General features: G+C 74.1%; 18 protein-coding genes. 13 read left to right on the plus strand and 5 right to left on the minus strand.

The features are described 5' to 3' along the window. Positions 1 to 156 precede the first annotated feature (156 nt). The 3 genes from ACZ6SQ_RS34375 (at position 157) to ACZ6SQ_RS34385 (ending at position 4,209) form a co-directional block, all read left to right on the plus strand. Entirely contained in the window at positions 157 to 594 is a 438-nt protein-coding gene (locus ACZ6SQ_RS34375) for a DUF4442 domain-containing protein (protein ID WP_386383691.1), read from the plus strand. A 336-nt stretch (positions 595 to 930) separates the two neighbouring features. Then, the gene (locus ACZ6SQ_RS34380) at positions 931 to 3,405 is read left to right on the plus strand and encodes a beta-glucosidase (RefSeq protein ID WP_469569185.1); all 2,475 of its coding nucleotides are present in this window, start codon (positions 931 to 933) and stop codon (positions 3,403 to 3,405) included. Between the two features lie 165 nt (positions 3,406 to 3,570). Further along, positions 3,571 to 4,209, plus strand: coding sequence for a DedA family protein (locus ACZ6SQ_RS34385; protein WP_469569187.1), 639 nt, complete (start codon positions 3,571 to 3,573; stop codon positions 4,207 to 4,209). 258 nt (positions 4,210 to 4,467) lie between these two features. On the opposite strand, the gene ACZ6SQ_RS34390 is transcribed toward ACZ6SQ_RS34385, so the two are convergent. Then, complete coding sequence (locus ACZ6SQ_RS34390) at positions 4,468 to 5,001, minus strand: gamma carbonic anhydrase family protein (RefSeq protein ID WP_469569252.1); 534 nt, start codon at positions 4,999 to 5,001, stop codon at positions 4,468 to 4,470. Positions 5,002 to 5,107: 106 nt separating this feature from the next. On the opposite strand from ACZ6SQ_RS34390, the gene ACZ6SQ_RS34395 reads away from it, so the two are divergent. Then, a complete protein-coding gene (locus ACZ6SQ_RS34395) occupies positions 5,108 to 5,884 on the plus strand; it encodes an acyltransferase (protein WP_469569188.1) in 777 nt (258 codons plus the stop codon). Between the two features lie 28 nt (positions 5,885 to 5,912). Here ACZ6SQ_RS34395 and ACZ6SQ_RS34400 read toward each other — a convergent pair whose 3' ends face one another. Next, the gene (locus ACZ6SQ_RS34400; protein WP_469569190.1) at positions 5,913 to 6,770 is read right to left on the minus strand and encodes an EamA family transporter; all 858 of its coding nucleotides are present in this window, start codon (positions 6,768 to 6,770) and stop codon (positions 5,913 to 5,915) included. A gap of 143 nt (positions 6,771 to 6,913) precedes the next feature. On the opposite strand from ACZ6SQ_RS34400, the gene ACZ6SQ_RS34405 reads away from it, so the two are divergent. Then, complete coding sequence (locus tag ACZ6SQ_RS34405; RefSeq protein ID WP_386383664.1) at positions 6,914 to 7,486, plus strand: helix-turn-helix domain-containing protein; 573 nt, start codon at positions 6,914 to 6,916, stop codon at positions 7,484 to 7,486. A 42-nt stretch (positions 7,487 to 7,528) separates the two neighbouring features. Next, on the plus strand, positions 7,529 to 8,092 hold the full coding sequence (locus ACZ6SQ_RS34410) for a YbaK/EbsC family protein (RefSeq protein WP_469569193.1): 564 nt from the start codon (positions 7,529 to 7,531) through the stop codon (positions 8,090 to 8,092). Positions 8,093 to 8,118: 26 nt separating this feature from the next. Here the strand turns inward: ACZ6SQ_RS34410 and ACZ6SQ_RS34415 are convergent, their stop codons facing one another. Next, on the minus strand, positions 8,119 to 9,216 hold the full coding sequence (locus ACZ6SQ_RS34415) for a cation diffusion facilitator family transporter (protein WP_469569195.1): 1,098 nt from the start codon (positions 9,214 to 9,216) through the stop codon (positions 8,119 to 8,121). 61 nt (positions 9,217 to 9,277) lie between these two features. Here ACZ6SQ_RS34415 and ACZ6SQ_RS34420 point away from each other — a divergent pair, with 61 nt between their 5' ends. Beyond that, positions 9,278 to 9,640 carry an ArsR/SmtB family transcription factor gene (locus ACZ6SQ_RS34420; protein ID WP_469569196.1) on the plus strand — a complete coding sequence of 121 codons (363 nt, stop codon included), beginning with the start codon at positions 9,278 to 9,280 and terminating at the stop codon, positions 9,638 to 9,640. A gap of 34 nt (positions 9,641 to 9,674) precedes the next feature. Here ACZ6SQ_RS34420 and ACZ6SQ_RS34425 read toward each other — a convergent pair whose 3' ends face one another. Beyond that, positions 9,675 to 10,217, minus strand: coding sequence for a DUF1353 domain-containing protein (locus ACZ6SQ_RS34425; protein ID WP_386383671.1), 543 nt, complete (start codon positions 10,215 to 10,217; stop codon positions 9,675 to 9,677). 597 nt (positions 10,218 to 10,814) lie between these two features. Between ACZ6SQ_RS34425 and ACZ6SQ_RS34430 the strand changes: the two genes are divergently transcribed. From ACZ6SQ_RS34430 to ACZ6SQ_RS34440, 3 genes are all read left to right on the plus strand, one after another. After that, a complete protein-coding gene (locus tag ACZ6SQ_RS34430; protein WP_469569199.1) occupies positions 10,815 to 12,647 on the plus strand; it encodes a hypothetical protein in 1,833 nt (610 codons plus the stop codon). An 80-nt stretch (positions 12,648 to 12,727) separates the two neighbouring features. Then, entirely contained in the window at positions 12,728 to 12,958 is a 231-nt protein-coding gene (locus tag ACZ6SQ_RS34435; protein ID WP_469569201.1) for a hypothetical protein, read from the plus strand. Then, positions 12,955 to 13,629, plus strand: a complete 675-nt coding sequence (locus tag ACZ6SQ_RS34440; protein WP_469569202.1) for a hypothetical protein — start codon at positions 12,955 to 12,957, stop codon at positions 13,627 to 13,629. Before ACZ6SQ_RS34435 ends, ACZ6SQ_RS34440 begins: the two co-directional genes overlap by 4 nt. Positions 13,630 to 13,645: 16 nt before the next feature. On the opposite strand, the gene ACZ6SQ_RS34445 is transcribed toward ACZ6SQ_RS34440, so the two are convergent. Next, complete coding sequence (locus ACZ6SQ_RS34445) at positions 13,646 to 14,053, minus strand: CoA-binding protein (protein WP_469569205.1); 408 nt, start codon at positions 14,051 to 14,053, stop codon at positions 13,646 to 13,648. A gap of 126 nt (positions 14,054 to 14,179) precedes the next feature. Here ACZ6SQ_RS34445 and ACZ6SQ_RS34450 point away from each other — a divergent pair, with 126 nt between their 5' ends. From ACZ6SQ_RS34450 to ACZ6SQ_RS34460, 3 genes are all read left to right on the plus strand, one after another. After that, positions 14,180 to 14,944, plus strand: a complete 765-nt coding sequence (locus tag ACZ6SQ_RS34450; RefSeq protein WP_469569207.1) for a hypothetical protein — start codon at positions 14,180 to 14,182, stop codon at positions 14,942 to 14,944. Continuing rightward, positions 14,941 to 15,483: a SixA phosphatase family protein gene (locus tag ACZ6SQ_RS34455; protein ID WP_469569209.1), complete on the plus strand. Its 543-nt coding sequence runs from the start codon at positions 14,941 to 14,943 to the stop codon at positions 15,481 to 15,483. The genes ACZ6SQ_RS34450 and ACZ6SQ_RS34455 overlap by 4 nt, the downstream gene beginning before the upstream one ends. A gap of 87 nt (positions 15,484 to 15,570) precedes the next feature. Beyond that, a complete protein-coding gene (locus tag ACZ6SQ_RS34460) occupies positions 15,571 to 16,197 on the plus strand; it encodes a YigZ family protein (RefSeq protein WP_469569210.1) in 627 nt (208 codons plus the stop codon). The last annotated feature ends 109 nt before the right edge of the window (positions 16,198 to 16,306 follow it).

Consider the following 16,306-nt stretch of genomic DNA (forward strand, 5'->3'; position numbering starts at 1 on the left):
GGGCGGGGGTGCAGTACGCGCGCGGCTGGGGAGTCGCACGGGCACGGCGGGGCCCCGTGTCGGGCGTGTGGCCGAAAGAGAGGTGAAGGCGACACCCGAGGCATCTGGCCACCTCGGCTACTCGTGGGTAACATCCTCGCCATGAGCGCAGATCAGATGTCCATCGGCGAGCTGCTCGCCGCCACGGTGCCGATGGTTCGCACCCTGAACCTCGAGTACCTGGAGACCACTCCGGAGAAGGCCGTGCTGGCCCTGCCGGACCAGAGCGAGTACCGCAACCACGTCGGTGGTCCGCACGCGGGCGCGATGTTCACCCTCGGCGAGTCGGCGAGCGGCGCGATCGTGCTCGCGGCCTTCGGCGACCAGCTCTCCCGCGCCGTGCCGCTCCCGGTGCACGCGGACATCGCCTTCAAGAAGATCGCGCTCGGCCCGGTCAAGGCCACCGCCACGCTCGGCCGGCCCATCGCCGACGTCGTCGCGGAGCTGGACGAGGGCAAGCGCCCCGAGTTCCCGGTCACCGTCGCCATCCAGCGCGAGGACGGCGCCGTGACCAGTGAGATGACCGTCGTGTGGACCCTGCGGCCCAACGGCTGAGCACGACACGGACAAGGCTCCGGCCCGTCCGGCCGCGACGCGCGCAATGCCCCGGCCCTCACGGCCGGGGCCTTCGCCGTTCCCGGCCCCGATGGCTGGGGCCTTGCGCGCGTCGCGGCCCTCATGGCGGGGGCCTTCGCCGTTCCCGGCGGCCGTCCGCCGCGGGCATGGACACGGGCAGCCGATGCCCGTACTTTTCCCGCGCGCCGGTGGTGTCTGACGGGCCGTCATATGAGCAGTGCAGCACAGTGGGTCCACAGGGCGAACCCAGCCCGGGCCGCCGGGCGCACCCCGCGGTTCACCTGTCGTGCCAGCTCACCGAAGGAGTGACGGCCCATGTCCGACACCGTTCCCCGGCGATCCGCGCTGCGCCTGCTGAGTGTCGCCATCGCCGTGGCCACGGCGGCCACCGCCGGCGGTTTCACCCCGGCCCGCGCGACGGCCGGGCGCCGGGACAAGGGCGCCGTTCCCCGCGTCGAGGCCCTCCTCACCGCCCTCACCCTCGACGAGAAGATCTCCCTGCTGCACGGCGCCCCCGACCCCGCCTCCCTCGGCCAGGCCGGATACGTCCCCGGCGTGCCCCGGCTCGGCATCCCGCCGCTGCGGCTGGCCGACGGCCCGGCCGGGGTCCGCGTCACCCGGCGCGCCACCGCGCTGCCCGCCCCCGTGCTGCTCGCCTCCGCCTTCGACCCCGAACTGGCCCGCCGCTACGGCCGGGTCATCGGCCGCGAGGGCCGTGCGCTCGGCCAGGACGTACTGCTCTCCCCGATGGTCAACCTGATCCGCACCCCCTACGCGGGCCGCAACTTCGAGACCTTCTCCGAGGACCCGCTGCTCTCCGCCGACCTGGTCGCCGCCGAGATCGAGGGCATCCAGGGCGAGGGCCTCGTCGCCACCGTCAAGCACTTCGCGCTCAACAACCAGGAGAAGGACCGCGACTCCGTCGACGTACGGGTCGACGAGCGCACCCTGCACGAGGTCGAGCTGCGCGGCTTCGAGGCCGCCGTCGCCGCCGGAACCGGCGCGGTCATGGGCGCGTACAACAAGGTCGGCTCCACCTTCGCCTGCGAGAACAAGGAACTGCTCAGCGACATCCTGCGCGAGCGCTGGGGGTTCGACGGCTGGGTGATGACCGACTGGTTCGCCGCGCACAGCACCGCCCCGGCGCTCACCGCCGGGCTGGACATGGAGATGCCCGACGGCCGCCACTTCGGCGCCGCGCTGAAGGCGGCGGTGAAGGACGGCAGCGTCGCTGAGCGCCACGTCGACCGGGCGGTGCGCCGGCTGCTGTCGACGCTGGACCGCTTCGGCCTGCTCGACGGCGAACGGCCCCCGCGCCCCGGCCGCGACCCGGAGGCGGGCGCGGCCCTCGCCCGGGAGGTGGCCGAGGCGGGCGCCACGCTGCTGCGCAACGAACGCGGCACCCTGCCGCTGACCGAGGGCGACATCGCGGTCGTCGGCCCGACCGGCGCGATCCCCTTCGTCAGCGGCGGCGGCAGCGCCCATGTCGCCCCCGACCGCGCGGCAAGCCCCCTCGACGCCCTGCGCGCCCGCGCCGGACAGGACACCCGCGTCACCTACGCCCTCGGAGAGGACCTCTTCGGCAAGCCGGTCCCCGCGGGCGCCCTCACCCCCGCCCTCGCCACCGAGGGCCAGGGCGTGGACGCCGGGACGACCTGGAGCTACGACGGCACACTCACGCTCGACGAAGCGGACGAGTGGACCTTCGTCCTGCACTCCTCGGGCCCGCCGAACGGCCGTCCCGAGGTCTTCGTCGACGACGAGGAACTCTTCCCGCTCGCGCCCGGCTGGGGCGAGTACCTGATGGGCGGCCTGGTCACCGCCGCCCCCGACGGCCTGGCCGTGCGCCGCCGCACCCTCGCCCTCGGCGCCGGGGCGCACCGGCTGCGGATCACCGCCGAGGGCGGCGCCGACGGACTGCTGTTCCGGCTGCGCCGCAGCACCGCCGCGACCCGCTCCGCCGACCTGGCCGAGGCGGTCACGGCCGCGCGGGCGGCCCGCCACGTCGTGCTGTTCGCCTACGAGGACGCCACCGAGGGGCGGGACCGCACCACCATCGCCCTCCCCGGCGACCAGGCGCGCCTGATCGAGGCCGTCACCGCGGCCAACCCGCGCACCACGGTCGTCCTCAACACCTCGTCCGCGACCGCGATGCCCTGGCTGGAGCGCACCGGGGCCGTGCTCCAGATGTACTACCCGGGCCAGGAGGGCGCCGCCGCCACCGCCGCCGTCCTCTTCGGCGACGTCGACCCCGGCGGCCGGCTCACCCAGACCTTCCCGGCCGACGACGACAGCCACCCCGTCGCCGGGGACCCCCGCCGCTACCCGGGCGTGGACGGCGTCGAGGAGTACACGGAGGGTGTCCACATCGGCCACCGCTGGTACGACGCCCAGGACGTCCCGCCCCTCTTCCCCTTCGGCCACGGGCTCTCCTACACGTCCTTCTCCTTCGCGGACCTGGTGGTACGCCGTGCCCGGGGCGGCCTGGCCGTGTCCTTCACCGTGCGCAACACGGGCGACCGCGACGGCGTGGCCGTGCCGCAGGTGTACCTCGGGCCCTCGCCCGACCTGGCGCTCGACCAGCCGGTGCGGGTGCTGGCCGGGTACCGCAGGGTGGCGCTGCGTGCGGGGGAGCGGCGACAGGTCACCGTCCAGGTCGTCGCCCGCACCGTGTCCTCCTGGGACACCGGCCGCCACGACTGGGTCCTCGGCACCGGCCGCCGTACGGTCTGGCTCGGCGCCTCCTCGCGCGACCTGCCGCTCGGCGCGAGCGTGGAGATCCGCGCCTGACCGGCCGGTACGGTGACGTGGCGTACGTCACCGTGTCCCACGGGGACCGGCACAACCACCGTGACGGCCGGGACGTCAGACTGACTGGGTAGGCTTCGCGGCGTGTGCCGCCGCCGGGCACACGAAGAGACGCAGTGGTCTGCGCAGATCTGGGAGGTAGCGGCGTTGCACGTCCAGGAATGGCTCGAATCGGTGCCCCCGCTCGCCATCTATCTGCTGGTCGGCGTCGTCATCGGCCTGGAGAGCCTGGGCATCCCGCTGCCGGGCGAGATCATCCTGGTCTCCTCGGCGCTGCTCGCCTCGCAGCACGGTGACATCGACCCGTTCGTCCTCGGCGCGTGCGCGAGTGTCGGCGCGATCGTCGGCGACTCCATCGGCTACGCGATCGGCCGCAAGGGCGGGCGGCCACTGCTGGCCTGGCTCGGCGGGAAGTTCCCCAAGCACTTCAGCGAGGGGCATATCGCGACCGCCGAGCGCTCCTTCCAGAAGTGGGGCGTCTGGGCCGTCTTCTTCGGCCGCTTCATCGCCCTCCTCCGCATCTTCGCGGGCCCCCTCGCGGGCGTGCTGCACATGCCGTACTGGAAGTTCCTGATCGCCAACGTCCTCGGCGGCATCGTCTGGGCCGGCGGCACCACGGCCGTCATCTACTACGTCGGCGTCGTCGCCGAGTCCTGGCTCAAGCGCTTCTCCTGGCTCGGCCTGGTAGCCGCCGTCCTGATCGGCCTCACATCCATGCTGATCCTCAAGCGCAAGGCCAAAGCAGCAACCCCCGACCCAGCCCCCGTCCCCACAGAAACCCTCTAGGGACACGGGGTACCCCCCAAGGGGCGCGGGGACCTGCGCACCCAAGGACGGCGGAAAGCCGGATCCACAGCCGGCCACGCCCCCGAGGAGCGCGGGGAACTGCGCAAACCCCCACGACGGCGGAGAGCCGGGTCCCCGGCCCGGCCCCCCACAACGCCCCCCAAGGTGCGCGCGGAACTGCGCGACCAGCCCAAGACGGCCGGACGGCGAACCGCGACGGAAAGCCCCCCAAGCCCCCCGCCAAGCCGTCGGCCAGGGCTAACCCTCCGCATGAACCTCCCCATGCGCCTTACCCAGCTCCGCGTACATCACCCCGTTCAGCGAAACCCCCTGCCGCTCCTCCTCGGACAACGCCCGCCGCACCTTCCCCGGCACCCCCGCGACCAGCGACCCCGGCGGCACCACCATCCCCTGCGGCACCAACGCCTGGGCGGCGACCAGGGACCCCGCCCCGATCACCGCCCCGTTGAGCACGGTCGCCCCCATCCCGATCAGACAGTCGTCCTCGACCGTCGCCCCGTGCACCACCGCGTTGTGCCCGATCGACACCCGCTCACCGACGTTCACCGGAAACCCGGGATCCGCATGCAGCGTGCAGTTGTCCTGCACATTGCTGCTCGCGCCGACGGAGATCCGCTCGACGTCCCCCCGCAGCACCGCCCCGTACCAGACACTCGCCCCCGCCCCGAGCGTCACGTCCCCGATCACCGAGGCCGTGGGCGCGACGAAGGCGCTCTCGTCGATCGCGGGCTCCTTGCCACCGATGCCGGTGATCAACGCACGCTGTTCCATGTCGGCCTCCCAGTCGTAGACATCCGGCACGGTACGCCACCCGGTGGGGCGAAGATCACAGGCCCTGGACACCATGGCGGAGCGGCGCGCTGAGTACCGTGAGGCCGTGCCGAAGAGCAAGAACACGTTCTCATCCTGGCGGCGCCGCCTCGCGCAGCGCGTCGTGCACACGGGCTGGGCCTGGGTGCAGCGCACGGGCTCCGTGACGGCGGAGCGCCCCGGGCGGTTCCGCTTCGGCGCGCTCGGCGAGGCCAGCCGGCTGGCCTTCCCGCTCGGCACGGTCTTCGGCGAGCCCTGGATCCACGTCGGCTCCCACTGCATCGTCGGCGAGCAGGTCACCCTCACCGCCGGACTGATGCCCGATCTCGACCTCGGCCCGGACCCGATCCTGCGCATCGGCGACGGCGTGGTCCTGGGCCGCGGCAGCCATGTCATCGCCGACACCACGGTCACGATCGGCAGTGACTGCTACTTCGGCCCGTACGTCTACGTCACGTCCACGAACCACTCCTACGACGACCCGCACGAGCCCATCGGCAGGCAGTGGCCGCGGATGGAGCCGGTGGAGATCGGCCCGGGCTGCTGGATCGGCACCGGGGCGGTGATCCTGCCCGGCGCCCGGATCGGCCGGAACGTGGTGGTGGCCGCGGGCGCGGTGGTGCGGGGCGCGGTGCCGGACCACTCGGTGGTGGCGGGCGCCCCCGCCCGGGTCGTTCGGCGCTGGACGCCCGAGGACGGCTGGCAGCCGCCCCTGCGCACCCCGGCCCCGGTGCCGATCCCGGAGGGCGTCACCCCGGACCAGTTGCGCGCCCTGTCGGACCTGGACGAGGAGACGGTGGCCCGGCTGGCCGAACTGGAACCGGCCCCCGACCCCCAGAGCTGAACCCCGGCCCGGACCGGCCGCCCCGGCCTCACCCCGCCGCCAGCAACAACGTCCCCATCAGGGCCAGCCCCGCCCCCGCCGCCTGCACCCCCCGCAGCCGTTCCCCCAGGAACCCGCGCGCGGCCAGCGCGGTCACCACCGGGTACAGCGAGGCGAGCACGGCGGCCACGGTCACCGGCCCGTGCTGGGCGGCGACGGAGTACGTGCCGTTCGCGGCGACGTCCGCCAGCCCGACGAAGGCCAGCGCCGGCAGCGCGCGCCAGGGGAAGCCGCCCCGCGGCAGCACCGGCGCGCCGCGCCGCGCGGACACATAGAGCGCGGTGCCGCCGACGAGCACATTGGTCAGCCGCTGCACGAACAGGGCGAGGAACAGCCCGGTGAGCGTGGTGGACGCTTCGGCGATCAGCGCGACGCAGGTCCCGAAGCCCAGCGCGCCCACCAGCGTGAACAGGATCGTCCGACGCTCCACCGAGGCGCCGCGCAACTGCGGCCCTCCGGCGAGCACCACACCGGTCACGGCGACCGCGATGCCCGCGATCTGCAGTGGATGAGGGCGTTCGCCCAGGGCGAGGCCGACGGACACGGGGACGAACACGCTGATCGTGGTGAGCGGGGAGACGACGCCCATCGGGCCGCGCGCGAGGGCCTCGTAGAAGCACAGGATGGCGACCGGGCCGACGAGGCCCGCGGCCACGGCGAACCACAGGCGCGGTCCCGCCTCGCTCCAGCCGCCCGTGGCCACCACGACCGCGCCGAGAACGCCCACCGCGATCGACTGCGAGACGACCACCACCGTCAGCGACGGGACGCGCCGCGCGAGCAGTCCGCCGCCGAAGTCGGCCAGGCCCCAGAGCAGGCTGGTGGCCAGGGCGAAGAGTGCTGTCACAGGACCCTCGCAGTACAGTTCGGTGAACGATCGGGTGCACGTCACCGTAGTGCGGTCGATTGAACCCTGTCATCCAAAATACTGGACCAGGCCTCGGGTTCACCGGCCCGAGCCGTGCCCGGCCCGACTCCTTGGACGGAAATGTGGCGGACCTCGACCTGCTGACCCAGTCCCTGGCACGCAACGTCAAGCGCTGGCGGACGGAGCGCGGCTTCACCCTGGACACGCTCGCCGCCCGGGCCGGCGTCAGCCGCGGCATGCTCATCCAGATCGAGCAGGCCCGCACCAACCCCAGTCTCGGCACGGTCGTGAAGATCGGCGACGCGCTCGGTGTCAGCATCACCACCCTGCTCGACTACGAACAGGGCCCGAAGGTCCGGATCGTCCCGGGCGAGGAGGCCGTACGGCTCTGGCACACGGAGGCCGGCAGCTACAGCAGGCTCCTCGCCGGAACGGAGTCGCCCGGCCCGCTGGAGCTGTGGGACTGGCGGCTGATGCCCGGCGAGTCCAGTTCCTCCGATCCGCACCCGGTCGGCACGGTCGAACTCGTCCATGTCACCGCGGGCGAGCTGACCCTGACCGTGGACGGCGTCGAGTACCGCGTCCCGGCCGGCGCCAGCGCCTCCTTCGAGGCCGGGGCCCCGCACACGTACGGCAACACCGGTGGCGAACCGATGGAGATGGTGCTCGCCGTCTCCGTGCCGCCCGTGCACTGAGACGTCGAGGCCGGTGGCCGGAGCGGCTGTTAGCGTGCGGTCATGCGTGCACCCATCGGAGACTTCGACCACGCCGTACCCGCCCCCGACTGTCTGGACGAGCTGATCCGCCCGGTCGCCGACGCCGTGCGCGACTGGCGCGGCGGTGTGCCCGCCGAGCAGATCGTCTACGTCGAGACCGACCCTCGGTGGGCCGACACGGCCGTCTTCGTGGAGCACTACGGCCGCGAGCTGCTGGAGCGGTCCGCGAACTGTGTCGTCGTGGCGGGCAGACGCGGCGGCGAGACGACCCTCGCCGCGTGCGTCGTGCTGTCCACCACGCGCGTCGACGTCAACGGTGCCGTCCGTCGCCATCTCGGCGCCCGCAAGGTCTCCTTCGCCGCGATGGACACCGCGACCGGCGAGACCGGCATGGAGTACGGCGGCATCACCCCCGTCGGGCTGCCCGCGGACTGGCCTCTGCTGGTCGACGCCGCCGTCGTCGACCTGCCGTACGTCCTGGTCGGCAGCGGCCGACGGCGTGGCAAGCTCCTCGTCCCGGGCAAGGCCTTCGCCGACCTGCCGGGCGTCACGGTGCTCGAGGGTCTGGGACTCGCCCTGTCCTGAACCCCGCGCCTCCTACGCCGTGATGACTACGCCGTGATGACGGGGCGGGAGACCCCCGGGGCGGGCGCGTGATGCGCCAGAGCCTGGTGCGGGTCCGCCTCGCCCGGCACGGGAGCCGGGTCGGCGTGCACCAGGGCCGCGGTCAGCCGGGGCACGGTGTGCAGCAGGGCGTGCTCGGCGGCCACCGCGACGGCGTGGGCCTCGCGCACGGTCGTCTCCCCGTCCACGACCACCGCCACCTCCGCCCGCAGCCGGTGCCCGATCCAGCGCAGCCGCAGCTCACCCACCCCGCGCACGCCCGGCACCTCCCGCAGCGCCTCCTCGGCCCGGTCCACCAGCGCCGGGTCCACGGCGTCGAGCACTCGCCGGAACACCTCACGGGCCGCGTCCCGCAGTATCAGCACGATCGCCGCGGTGATCGCCAGACCCACCACCGGGTCGGCGAGCCGCCAGCCGAGCGCCGAACCGGCCGCGCCCAGCAGTACGGCGAGCGAGGTGTACGCGTCGCTGCGGGCGTGCAGTCCGTCGGCGACCAGCGCGGCCGAGCCGATCTCCCGGCCCACCCGGATGCGGTAGCGGGCGACCCACTCATTTCCCGCGAACCCGGCGAGCGCCGCTCCCGCGACCGCGGGGAGGTGTGCCACGGGCCGCGGGTCCAGCAGCCGGTCGACCGCCGTCCAGCCCGCGAACACCGCCGACGCGGCGATGGTCAGCACGATCGCGATGCCCGCCAGGTCCTCGGCGCGCCCGTAGCCGTAGGTGAAGCGCCGGGTGGCCGCGCGGCCGCCCAGCACGAAGGCGATCCCGAGGGGCACGGCGGTCAGCGCGTCCGCCGCGTTGTGCACGGTGTCGCCGAGCAGCGCGACCGAGCCCGACACCGTCACCACCACCGCCTGCGCGAGCGCCGTCACACCCAGCACCGCGAGCGACACCCACAGCGCGCGCATCCCGCGTGCCGAAGTCTCCAGGGCGGAGTCGAGCTTGTCGGCGCTCTCGTGCGAGTGCGGGGTGAGGAGATGGGCGAGGCGGTGCCGGAGACCGCCGCGGGCCGGGTGGTGCCCGTGACCGTGTCCATGACCGTCCGCGTGGTCATGTCCGTGGTCGTGCTCGTGCCGGTCGCTCACGTCGTTCCCCTTCCGGTGCGGCGTGGTGGACGTACCCCGCGCCTGGCGACATTATGTGCGTATGAACGCACGCATGCACCTGTCACCTGCGCACGATGCGCATCCGCGCACCCCGGGCGAGGAACAGTTCGCGCTCGCGGCGGAGTTGCTGGCCCTGCTCGGCGACCGCACACGGCTCGCCCTGCTGCACGCGCTGACCGACGGCGAGGCGGACGTCAGCACGCTCACCGAGCGGTGCGGGGCGGCCCGGCCCGCCGTCAGCCAGCATCTGGCGCGGCTGCGGCTCGCCGGACTGGTCGGCACCCGCAAGGAGGGCCGCCGGGTGGTCTACGCGCTGCGCGACGGTCATCTGCGGCGACTGGTCGCCGAGGCGCTCAGCGTCGCGGACCACCGCATCGCGGACCGGCCCCCGCACGAGGACTGAGCGGGGCCGGGACCCCGGCGTCGGTACGCCGGGGTCAGGACCCGGGCGTCGGTACGCCGCTGAAGCTAGGCTCGTTGGCCCGGCCGGGAGTGCGGCGGCCGGTGAAGAGGTACGCGATCCACTCCAGCACCCAGAACAGGGCCAGCCACACGGTCACGATCAGCGCGGGCACGGCCAGGAACGCCACCGCCGGGACGGTCACCAGCAGCCACAGCAGCCAGGAACCGGCTCCGGCCCCCGACAGCCTGCTGCCCGTACGCACCGCCGCCCACATGATCCAGCGCCGCAGGGCCGAGACGCCCAGCTCGCGCAGGGCACGCCGGAAGATGCCGTCCGCGTCGGCCCGGCTCACCGGGGCCTCGCGGCACAGGAAGTCGTGCAGGATCGCCGCCTTGGTGTAGACGCCGTAGCGGGGGATGAGCCACACGAACATGGTGGGCACCGAGGCGAAGTCCGTACGGAAGGGGACCGGGACGACGAACGTCTGCCTGCTGCCCCGGTAGGTGAGTACCTCCCTCAACTCCCAGGTCTCGGCGTCGATCTGCTTGACGGTGATGTCCCCGTCGGCGAAAGGCATGGCGATCACCTCGCGTCGTGGCGCGGGCGCACTCCGCCGGCGCCCTGTCCTGGATGTACCCCTCGCGGTGGCCGCCGTACCGCTCACGGCGGCCCGGCCCGGTCCCGACGGGCCGCCGCCGTCAGGGCCTCCGATGTGAAGGCGAACGCCCCGCGGCACCCGATCCACTGAGTGCCTGAGGAGCCAAACTGCCTTCGTAGAAAGCAAGTTGACTGCACGTCATGCATGGTTTCGATCCGGGCACGCCACGCGAGTGCTGACCGAACAGGCCGTCACGCGGACCACGTTCTGTGATAGTTGGTGTGCGGAGGGGATCCGCCGAACGGCGTACGGTCCCCGACGGGGAGGTGACACGGGGGTGGAGCAGTTCCGCGGGCGACGGCCCGGAACCGGCGGTGGGGAGCCGGTGTCCTTCGGGCTGACGGCGGAGACCGGCGAACAGGCCCGCTCCGGCGAACCCCCGTACCAGGCACGGCGACCGCGCCGACCCGCCGAGGACCTCGACGACACCACGTACCTCCGGCGGGCCCGCCGGCCCGCCGTCACGGCCCGGCGCTTACACGCCGACGCCGTCCGGCGCGCCGGGGAGCTGACGCGGTGATCCGGTCCGCGCGTGCCGACCTGACCGTCTACCGCTGGTCCGACCGTTCCCTGCTCGGCCGCGGCGACGTCGGCCCGGTCACCACCTCGCTCGAACGCGAGGCGCTGCTGCGCTGGAACAACCGCATAGAGCACCTCGTGTGGGCCGCCCAGGACGACTCCGGGGACACCGCCCCCGGCTTCGTCTACCTGCGCTACGGCCACGAGGCGGCCCTGCTGCGCAAGGTCCCCGCGCGCGACCGGCACGGGCGTTCCGGCTCCACCCTCACCCATGTGCTCACCGGCCCCGCCGACAGCATGGACCTGAACCTCGCGCTGGCCGCCTGCCGCAGCGACTGGGACGACTGGCTGCCGCCCCCGGCCCGCCTGGCCGCGCTCCTGGACGGCCACGCCCCGCGCGGCCCCGAGTCCGAACTGCTGTCCAGGGTGGCCCTGGACCGGGTGCGCGGCCTGCTGCTGAACCGGAACCATCTCCTGGAGGACCTCGACAGCGCCGTCCTCGACGTGCCCGAGGGCCTGCTGACCCGGCTCGCCGAGGCCCTCATGGAGCATCCCGGAGCCCCGCTGACCGTGGTCGGCTCACCCGTGCCCGGCGAGGTCGTGGTGCACGCGCTGGCCGACCTGCTCGGCCAGGTCGTCGTCGGCGACTGGACGTTCGCCACCCGTGAGGAGAGCGACGCGCTGCACGAACTCCCGCAGTTCGTCTTCGTACGCCCCGACGCCACGGCCGCGCACCAGGGCACCCGGCGCCGTATCGACGCCGGCGCCCCCGACGGGCCCGGCGGACCGCTGCGCGCCTACGCCGCGCTGCTCGTCAGGCTCCGGCGCAGGCGCGGCCGGCGGGCCCTCGGCCGCATGCGGCCCACGCACCCCCTGGCCACCGCCGAGCAGGTCCACGCATGGCTCGAACAGCACAGCCTCGCCCCCGGTCTGCTGAGCGACCTCACCAGCCTGCTGGAGGCCGCGCCGCACGGCGACCTGACCGCCACCGAGGCCGCCTATCTGGGCAGCCGCGCCGCCCTGCCCCCGGTCCGCCTGGAGCTCGGCCGACTCAAGGACGCACACCTCGCCCGGCTGCTGCAGGCCTGGTCGGCCCGGACACCCGAGGCGGACCACTACCGGCTCGTGCACGAGGAGATCCGGCTCACGGCCCTGCGGCGCACCTTCGACACCGCCTCGCAGGGCGCCCGCTCCGAGCTCGAGAACGTCCTGCGCGCCGCCCCGCCCGACCCGGACCTGGTCCGCGCGGAGCTGGACGAACGGATGGACCGGGCGGCCGGGAGGGGCGTCGCCTTCGACGTGGTGCCGCTGCTGGCCTGCGCCGCACGGACGGGACTCGCGAGGGACGCCCTCGACGACTTGACGGAGGTACTGGTGGGCCGGTTCGACACGACCGACCTGATCCGCGAGATCGACCGCATCAGCCACACCGAGCCCGAACGGGCCCGCGCCCTGCTGGAGCGCTGCGCCGAGCACGGCGCCGGCCGCCGCGCCCGCCGGGACGCGTACGACGTGCTGCGCCGCACCGAGTTCCTGGCCGAGGCCGTGGACCGCATGGCACCGCGGAACCCCGCGCTGGCCATCCGCCTCTACCGCCTGCTGCTGCGCTGGACCGTCGGCGCCCGGCTCGGCAGGCGCGCCGTCCACGCGGTCCTTGCCGCGGCCGGGGCGCGACCGTCCCCGGCCCTGCTGTGGGCGCTGCTGGAGGCCTGCCGGCCCGGCCCGGCCCGCAGGGCCGTCGTCGACACCGTCGTCGGCGAGTACTTCCGCGAGCGGCTGCCCGACCCCGCCGGACCGCGCGGGGCACGCACCCACGACGCGTGGGGCTGAGGGAGAACCGGCGCGGCGGGGGTTCGCGGGACCACGTCGGTGGCACAGCCGAAGTAGATCGGTGCGGGAGGGGGAACGGGATGAGCGGGACGGGCGGGGACGGCACGGACGGGCCCGAGATCGGCAGCGTGCGGTTCAACGACCTGGGGCAGGTGGAGTTCTACGACGGGGAGGTCTGGGGGCTGTATCCCGACCTCGCGACGAGCGAGGAGGAGGCACGGGCGTTGGTGCGCAGGGCGGACCCGGCGGACGCCGACGGAGGCGGTTTCACGGACCCGGACCGCGGCCCCACCGCCCCGGAGCCCAGGTGACCACACCGCCCGAGCCCCAGCCGTCGGCCGACGCCGCGCTGGTCTCCGCCGCGCAGGCGGCGGTCACCGACATGCGTGCCACGGCCCGCTGGACCGTTGTCGCGTTCGCCGCCGTCGGCGGAGTGATGCTGGGCGGGCTGCCGCTGGCCGGGATCGGCGAGGTGCACGACGGCGGCGACCTGGCCCTGGCCTCGGCCGGGCTGACGCTCGCCGTCCTCGGGGTCGCCTGGGCGATCTGGCACACCGCCGAGGCACTCACGCCCCGGCTGACCACCCTGCGCGTGCTCACCGGCCCGACACCCCGCGAACGCCGGGAGCTGGCCGACCTGCACGCCGAACTCGAAGCCTCCCCAGGGGCGTTCTACGGGCCCTTCGGCACCACGCCCGCCGAGCTGGACGCGGCCTGCCGGCTGCACGGCAGGGTCGCCGCCAACCTGGAGGCCCTGCTCGTCCACGAGAGCGACGACCGCCGCCGCGCCGAGGTCTCCTACCGGCTGACCCTGGCCCGCGCCAACGCCGAGCAGGCCGGGCGCCGCCGCCGCGACCTCCTCGAACTGGCCCATGCCTGGCAGGTCCGCGGCGCCCTGCGCCGGGCCCGGCTGCACACCATGGCGGGCGCCTTCTCGGTGGTGGCGGGGGCGGTGATGTTCCTGCTCGCGACGGCCGGCTGAGAAGGGGTCCGGCGGTTCAGCCCAGGCGCGGGATCTCGATCGCCGGGCAGCGGTCCATGACCATGTCCAGACCGGCCGCGCGGGTACGGCCGTAGGCCGCCTCGTCGATCACGTCGAGCTGGAACCAGACGGCCCGCGCGCCCTTGGCGACGGCCTCGTCGGCGATCGCCCCGGCGAGATCGCTGTTCACGAAGACGTCGACGACGTCCACCTCGAAGGGGATGTCCGCGAGCGAGGCGTAGCCCGGCTCGCCGTGCACGGTCTCCGCTTTGGGGTGCACGGGCACGACCTTCTTGCCGTAGCGCTGCAGCACCTCGGCGACGCGGTACGCCGCGCGCCGCCGGTTCTGCGACAGGCCGACCACGGCCCAGGTGTCACCGGACTCGGTGAGAATCTTGCGGACCGCCGCTGCGTCGCCGTACACCAGGGCCTCCCTCGGCCTCGTCGTCACTCCGGGCGGCCGGTGCCGCCCAGAGTGGCCAACAGAGAGGGGCGCACGCTGATTCCCCGCGCCGGGGTCGCGCGACGCCGTGACCTGAATGCGTACGACATGCCTGCGCACTCCGGCACACGCGCCTACGCTCGCTTCGTGCTGCGCATCATCGACGCCCGTACCGGCGAGCCCGTCGAGGCCGCCCCCGTCCGCCGGGGCCTGACCCGGGTCGAGGCCCATGCCGGCGGGCCCGGCCTCACCGCCCTGCGTGTGCTGCTCGTCGCCGACCTGCTGGTGCGCGCGCTGGAACTGGGCGGCACCCCGGTGTGGGCCGTCCTCGCCGGAGCCCCTCGGGAGGCCGAGCTGCGCGCGGCCGCGGCGGCCCTCGGCGTACGGCCCTTCGAGGACGGCCGGGACATGGGGGCGGGCCTGGGCGAGGCGCAGGTCATCCACGTGGGCGTACGGGAAGAGGGTCCCGTCGCGGACGGGGGCGTCCTGGTCGAGGTCGCCCCCGTGCTCGCCGCCTCGGAACCCGGCCCCGACCCCGCGGTCCTGCGGCTCGCCCTGCTGACGCGGCCGCGCGGCACCGAGATGGAGCTGGACACCGCGGCCCGCACGGAGGCCCACGAGAGTCTGGTGCGCTGGAGGCGGGCCGTCGCCGGATGGGCCCGCAGCCCCTCCCGGCCGATCCCCGCCGAGGTACGGCAGCGTCTGCGCGAGGCCTGGGAGGACGACCTGGACCTGCCCGGCGTCCTGCGGGTGCTGCGGCAGGTGGAGGGGGCCGGGCCGGACCTGCCGGACGGCGCCCGCTTCGAGACGTACGCCTACGCCGACCGGCTGCTGGGCCTGGACCTCACCCACGACCTGGGGGCCCCGCGGTGAACCCTCGTACGGGAGCAGGCCCGCTGCGCCGCCTGCTCGTGCTGCGGCACGCGAAGTCCGCCTGGCCCGAGGGCGTGCCCGACCACGAGCGCCCGCTGGCGGGCCGGGGCCGCAGGGACGCCCCCGAGGCGGGCCGCGCGCTCGCCGAGGCCGACTGCGTACCGGACCTCGCGGTGTGCTCCACGGCCGTCCGCGCCCGCCGCACCTGGGAACTGGCCTCCGCGGAATGGGCCACCCCGCCGCCGGTGCGCTACGACGAGAGGGTGTACGCCGCCGAGGTGCCGGATCTGCTGACCGTGGCGCGCGGGACACCGCCCGCGGTGCAGACGCTCCTGCTGGTCGGTCACAACCCGGGTCTGGAGGAGCTCGTCCTCACCCTGGCCGGGAGCTCACTGGACGACTCCCTGGAGACGGTCCGCGAGAAGTTCCCCACCTCGGCGATCGCCGTCCTCGCCTGGTACGGACACTCCTGGAACGCCCTCGCGCCTGGCTGCGCGCTGCTCATGGGCGTGATGGTTCCGCGGGGCAGGAAGAACTAGGGCCCTGACCGGACAGGTGAGCCGGTGACCCCTTCCGGTCACGGCACCGGGTACGGCCGCCCGGCGCGCACCGCATAGGCTGGCCGGATGCAGGACGAGTACCGCACAGTCGCCCGCGCGGGCGTGCACGAGACCGAGGTCAACCGCTCCCGCTTCCTGTGCGCGCTCGCCCCCGCCGCCACCGAGCGGGAGGCCCAGGACTTCGTCGCCGCCGTCCGCAAGGAGCACGCGGACGCCACCCACAACTGCTGGGCCTACGTCATCGGCGCCGACGCCTCCGTCCAGAAGGCCAGCGACGACGGCGAGCCCGGCGGCACCGCGGGCGTCCCCATGCTCCAGATGCTGCTGCGCCGCGACATGCGCTACGTCGTCGCCGTCGTCACCCGCTACTACGGAGGGGTCAAGCTCGGCGCGGGGGGCCTGATCCGCGCCTACGGAGGTGCCGTCGGCGAGGCCGTCGACACCCTCGGCACGCTCACCCGCCGCCGTTTCCGCCTCGCCACGGTCACCGTGGACCACCAGCGCGCGGGCAAGGTCGAGAACGACCTGCGCGCCACCGGCCGCGAGGTCCGCGACGTCCGCTACGCAGAGCGGGTCACCATCGAGATCGGCCTCCCCGACGCCGACGTGGACGCCTTCCGCGGGTGGCTCGCCGACATCACCGCCGGGTCCGCGGGGTTCGAGCTGGGCGGCGAGGCGTACGGGGACGCCTGAGACCAATAAGTGGCCAATCGGTGATGAATCGGGCATGACTTGCGTACGTGAGAACTGTCATGACGGGCGATACGGGAGTAACCGCCCGTGATGTCAGACCCGGCCGTTA

The sequence above is a fragment of the Streptomyces sp. NPDC048600 genome (assembly GCF_055587025.1).

Coding starts and splice junctions, on each gene's coding strand:
- ACZ6SQ_RS34375 (WP_386383691.1), top strand. CDS start 157: ATGTCCATCGGCGAGCTGCTCGCCGCCACGGTGCCGATGGTTCGCACC.
- ACZ6SQ_RS34425 (WP_386383671.1), bottom strand. CDS start 10,217: ATGCCTTTCGCCGACGGGGACATCACCGTCAAGCAGATCGACGCCGAG.
- ACZ6SQ_RS34380 (WP_469569185.1), top strand. CDS start 931: ATGTCCGACACCGTTCCCCGGCGATCCGCGCTGCGCCTGCTGAGTGTC.
- ACZ6SQ_RS34410 (WP_469569193.1), top strand. CDS start 7,529: ATGCGTGCACCCATCGGAGACTTCGACCACGCCGTACCCGCCCCCGAC.
- ACZ6SQ_RS34420 (WP_469569196.1), top strand. CDS start 9,278: ATGAACGCACGCATGCACCTGTCACCTGCGCACGATGCGCATCCGCGC.
- ACZ6SQ_RS34435 (WP_469569201.1), top strand. CDS start 12,728: ATGAGCGGGACGGGCGGGGACGGCACGGACGGGCCCGAGATCGGCAGC.
- ACZ6SQ_RS34390 (WP_469569252.1), bottom strand. CDS start 5,001: ATGGAACAGCGTGCGTTGATCACCGGCATCGGTGGCAAGGAGCCCGCG.
- ACZ6SQ_RS34460 (WP_469569210.1), top strand. CDS start 15,571: ATGCAGGACGAGTACCGCACAGTCGCCCGCGCGGGCGTGCACGAGACC.
- ACZ6SQ_RS34450 (WP_469569207.1), top strand. CDS start 14,180: ATGCCTGCGCACTCCGGCACACGCGCCTACGCTCGCTTCGTGCTGCGC.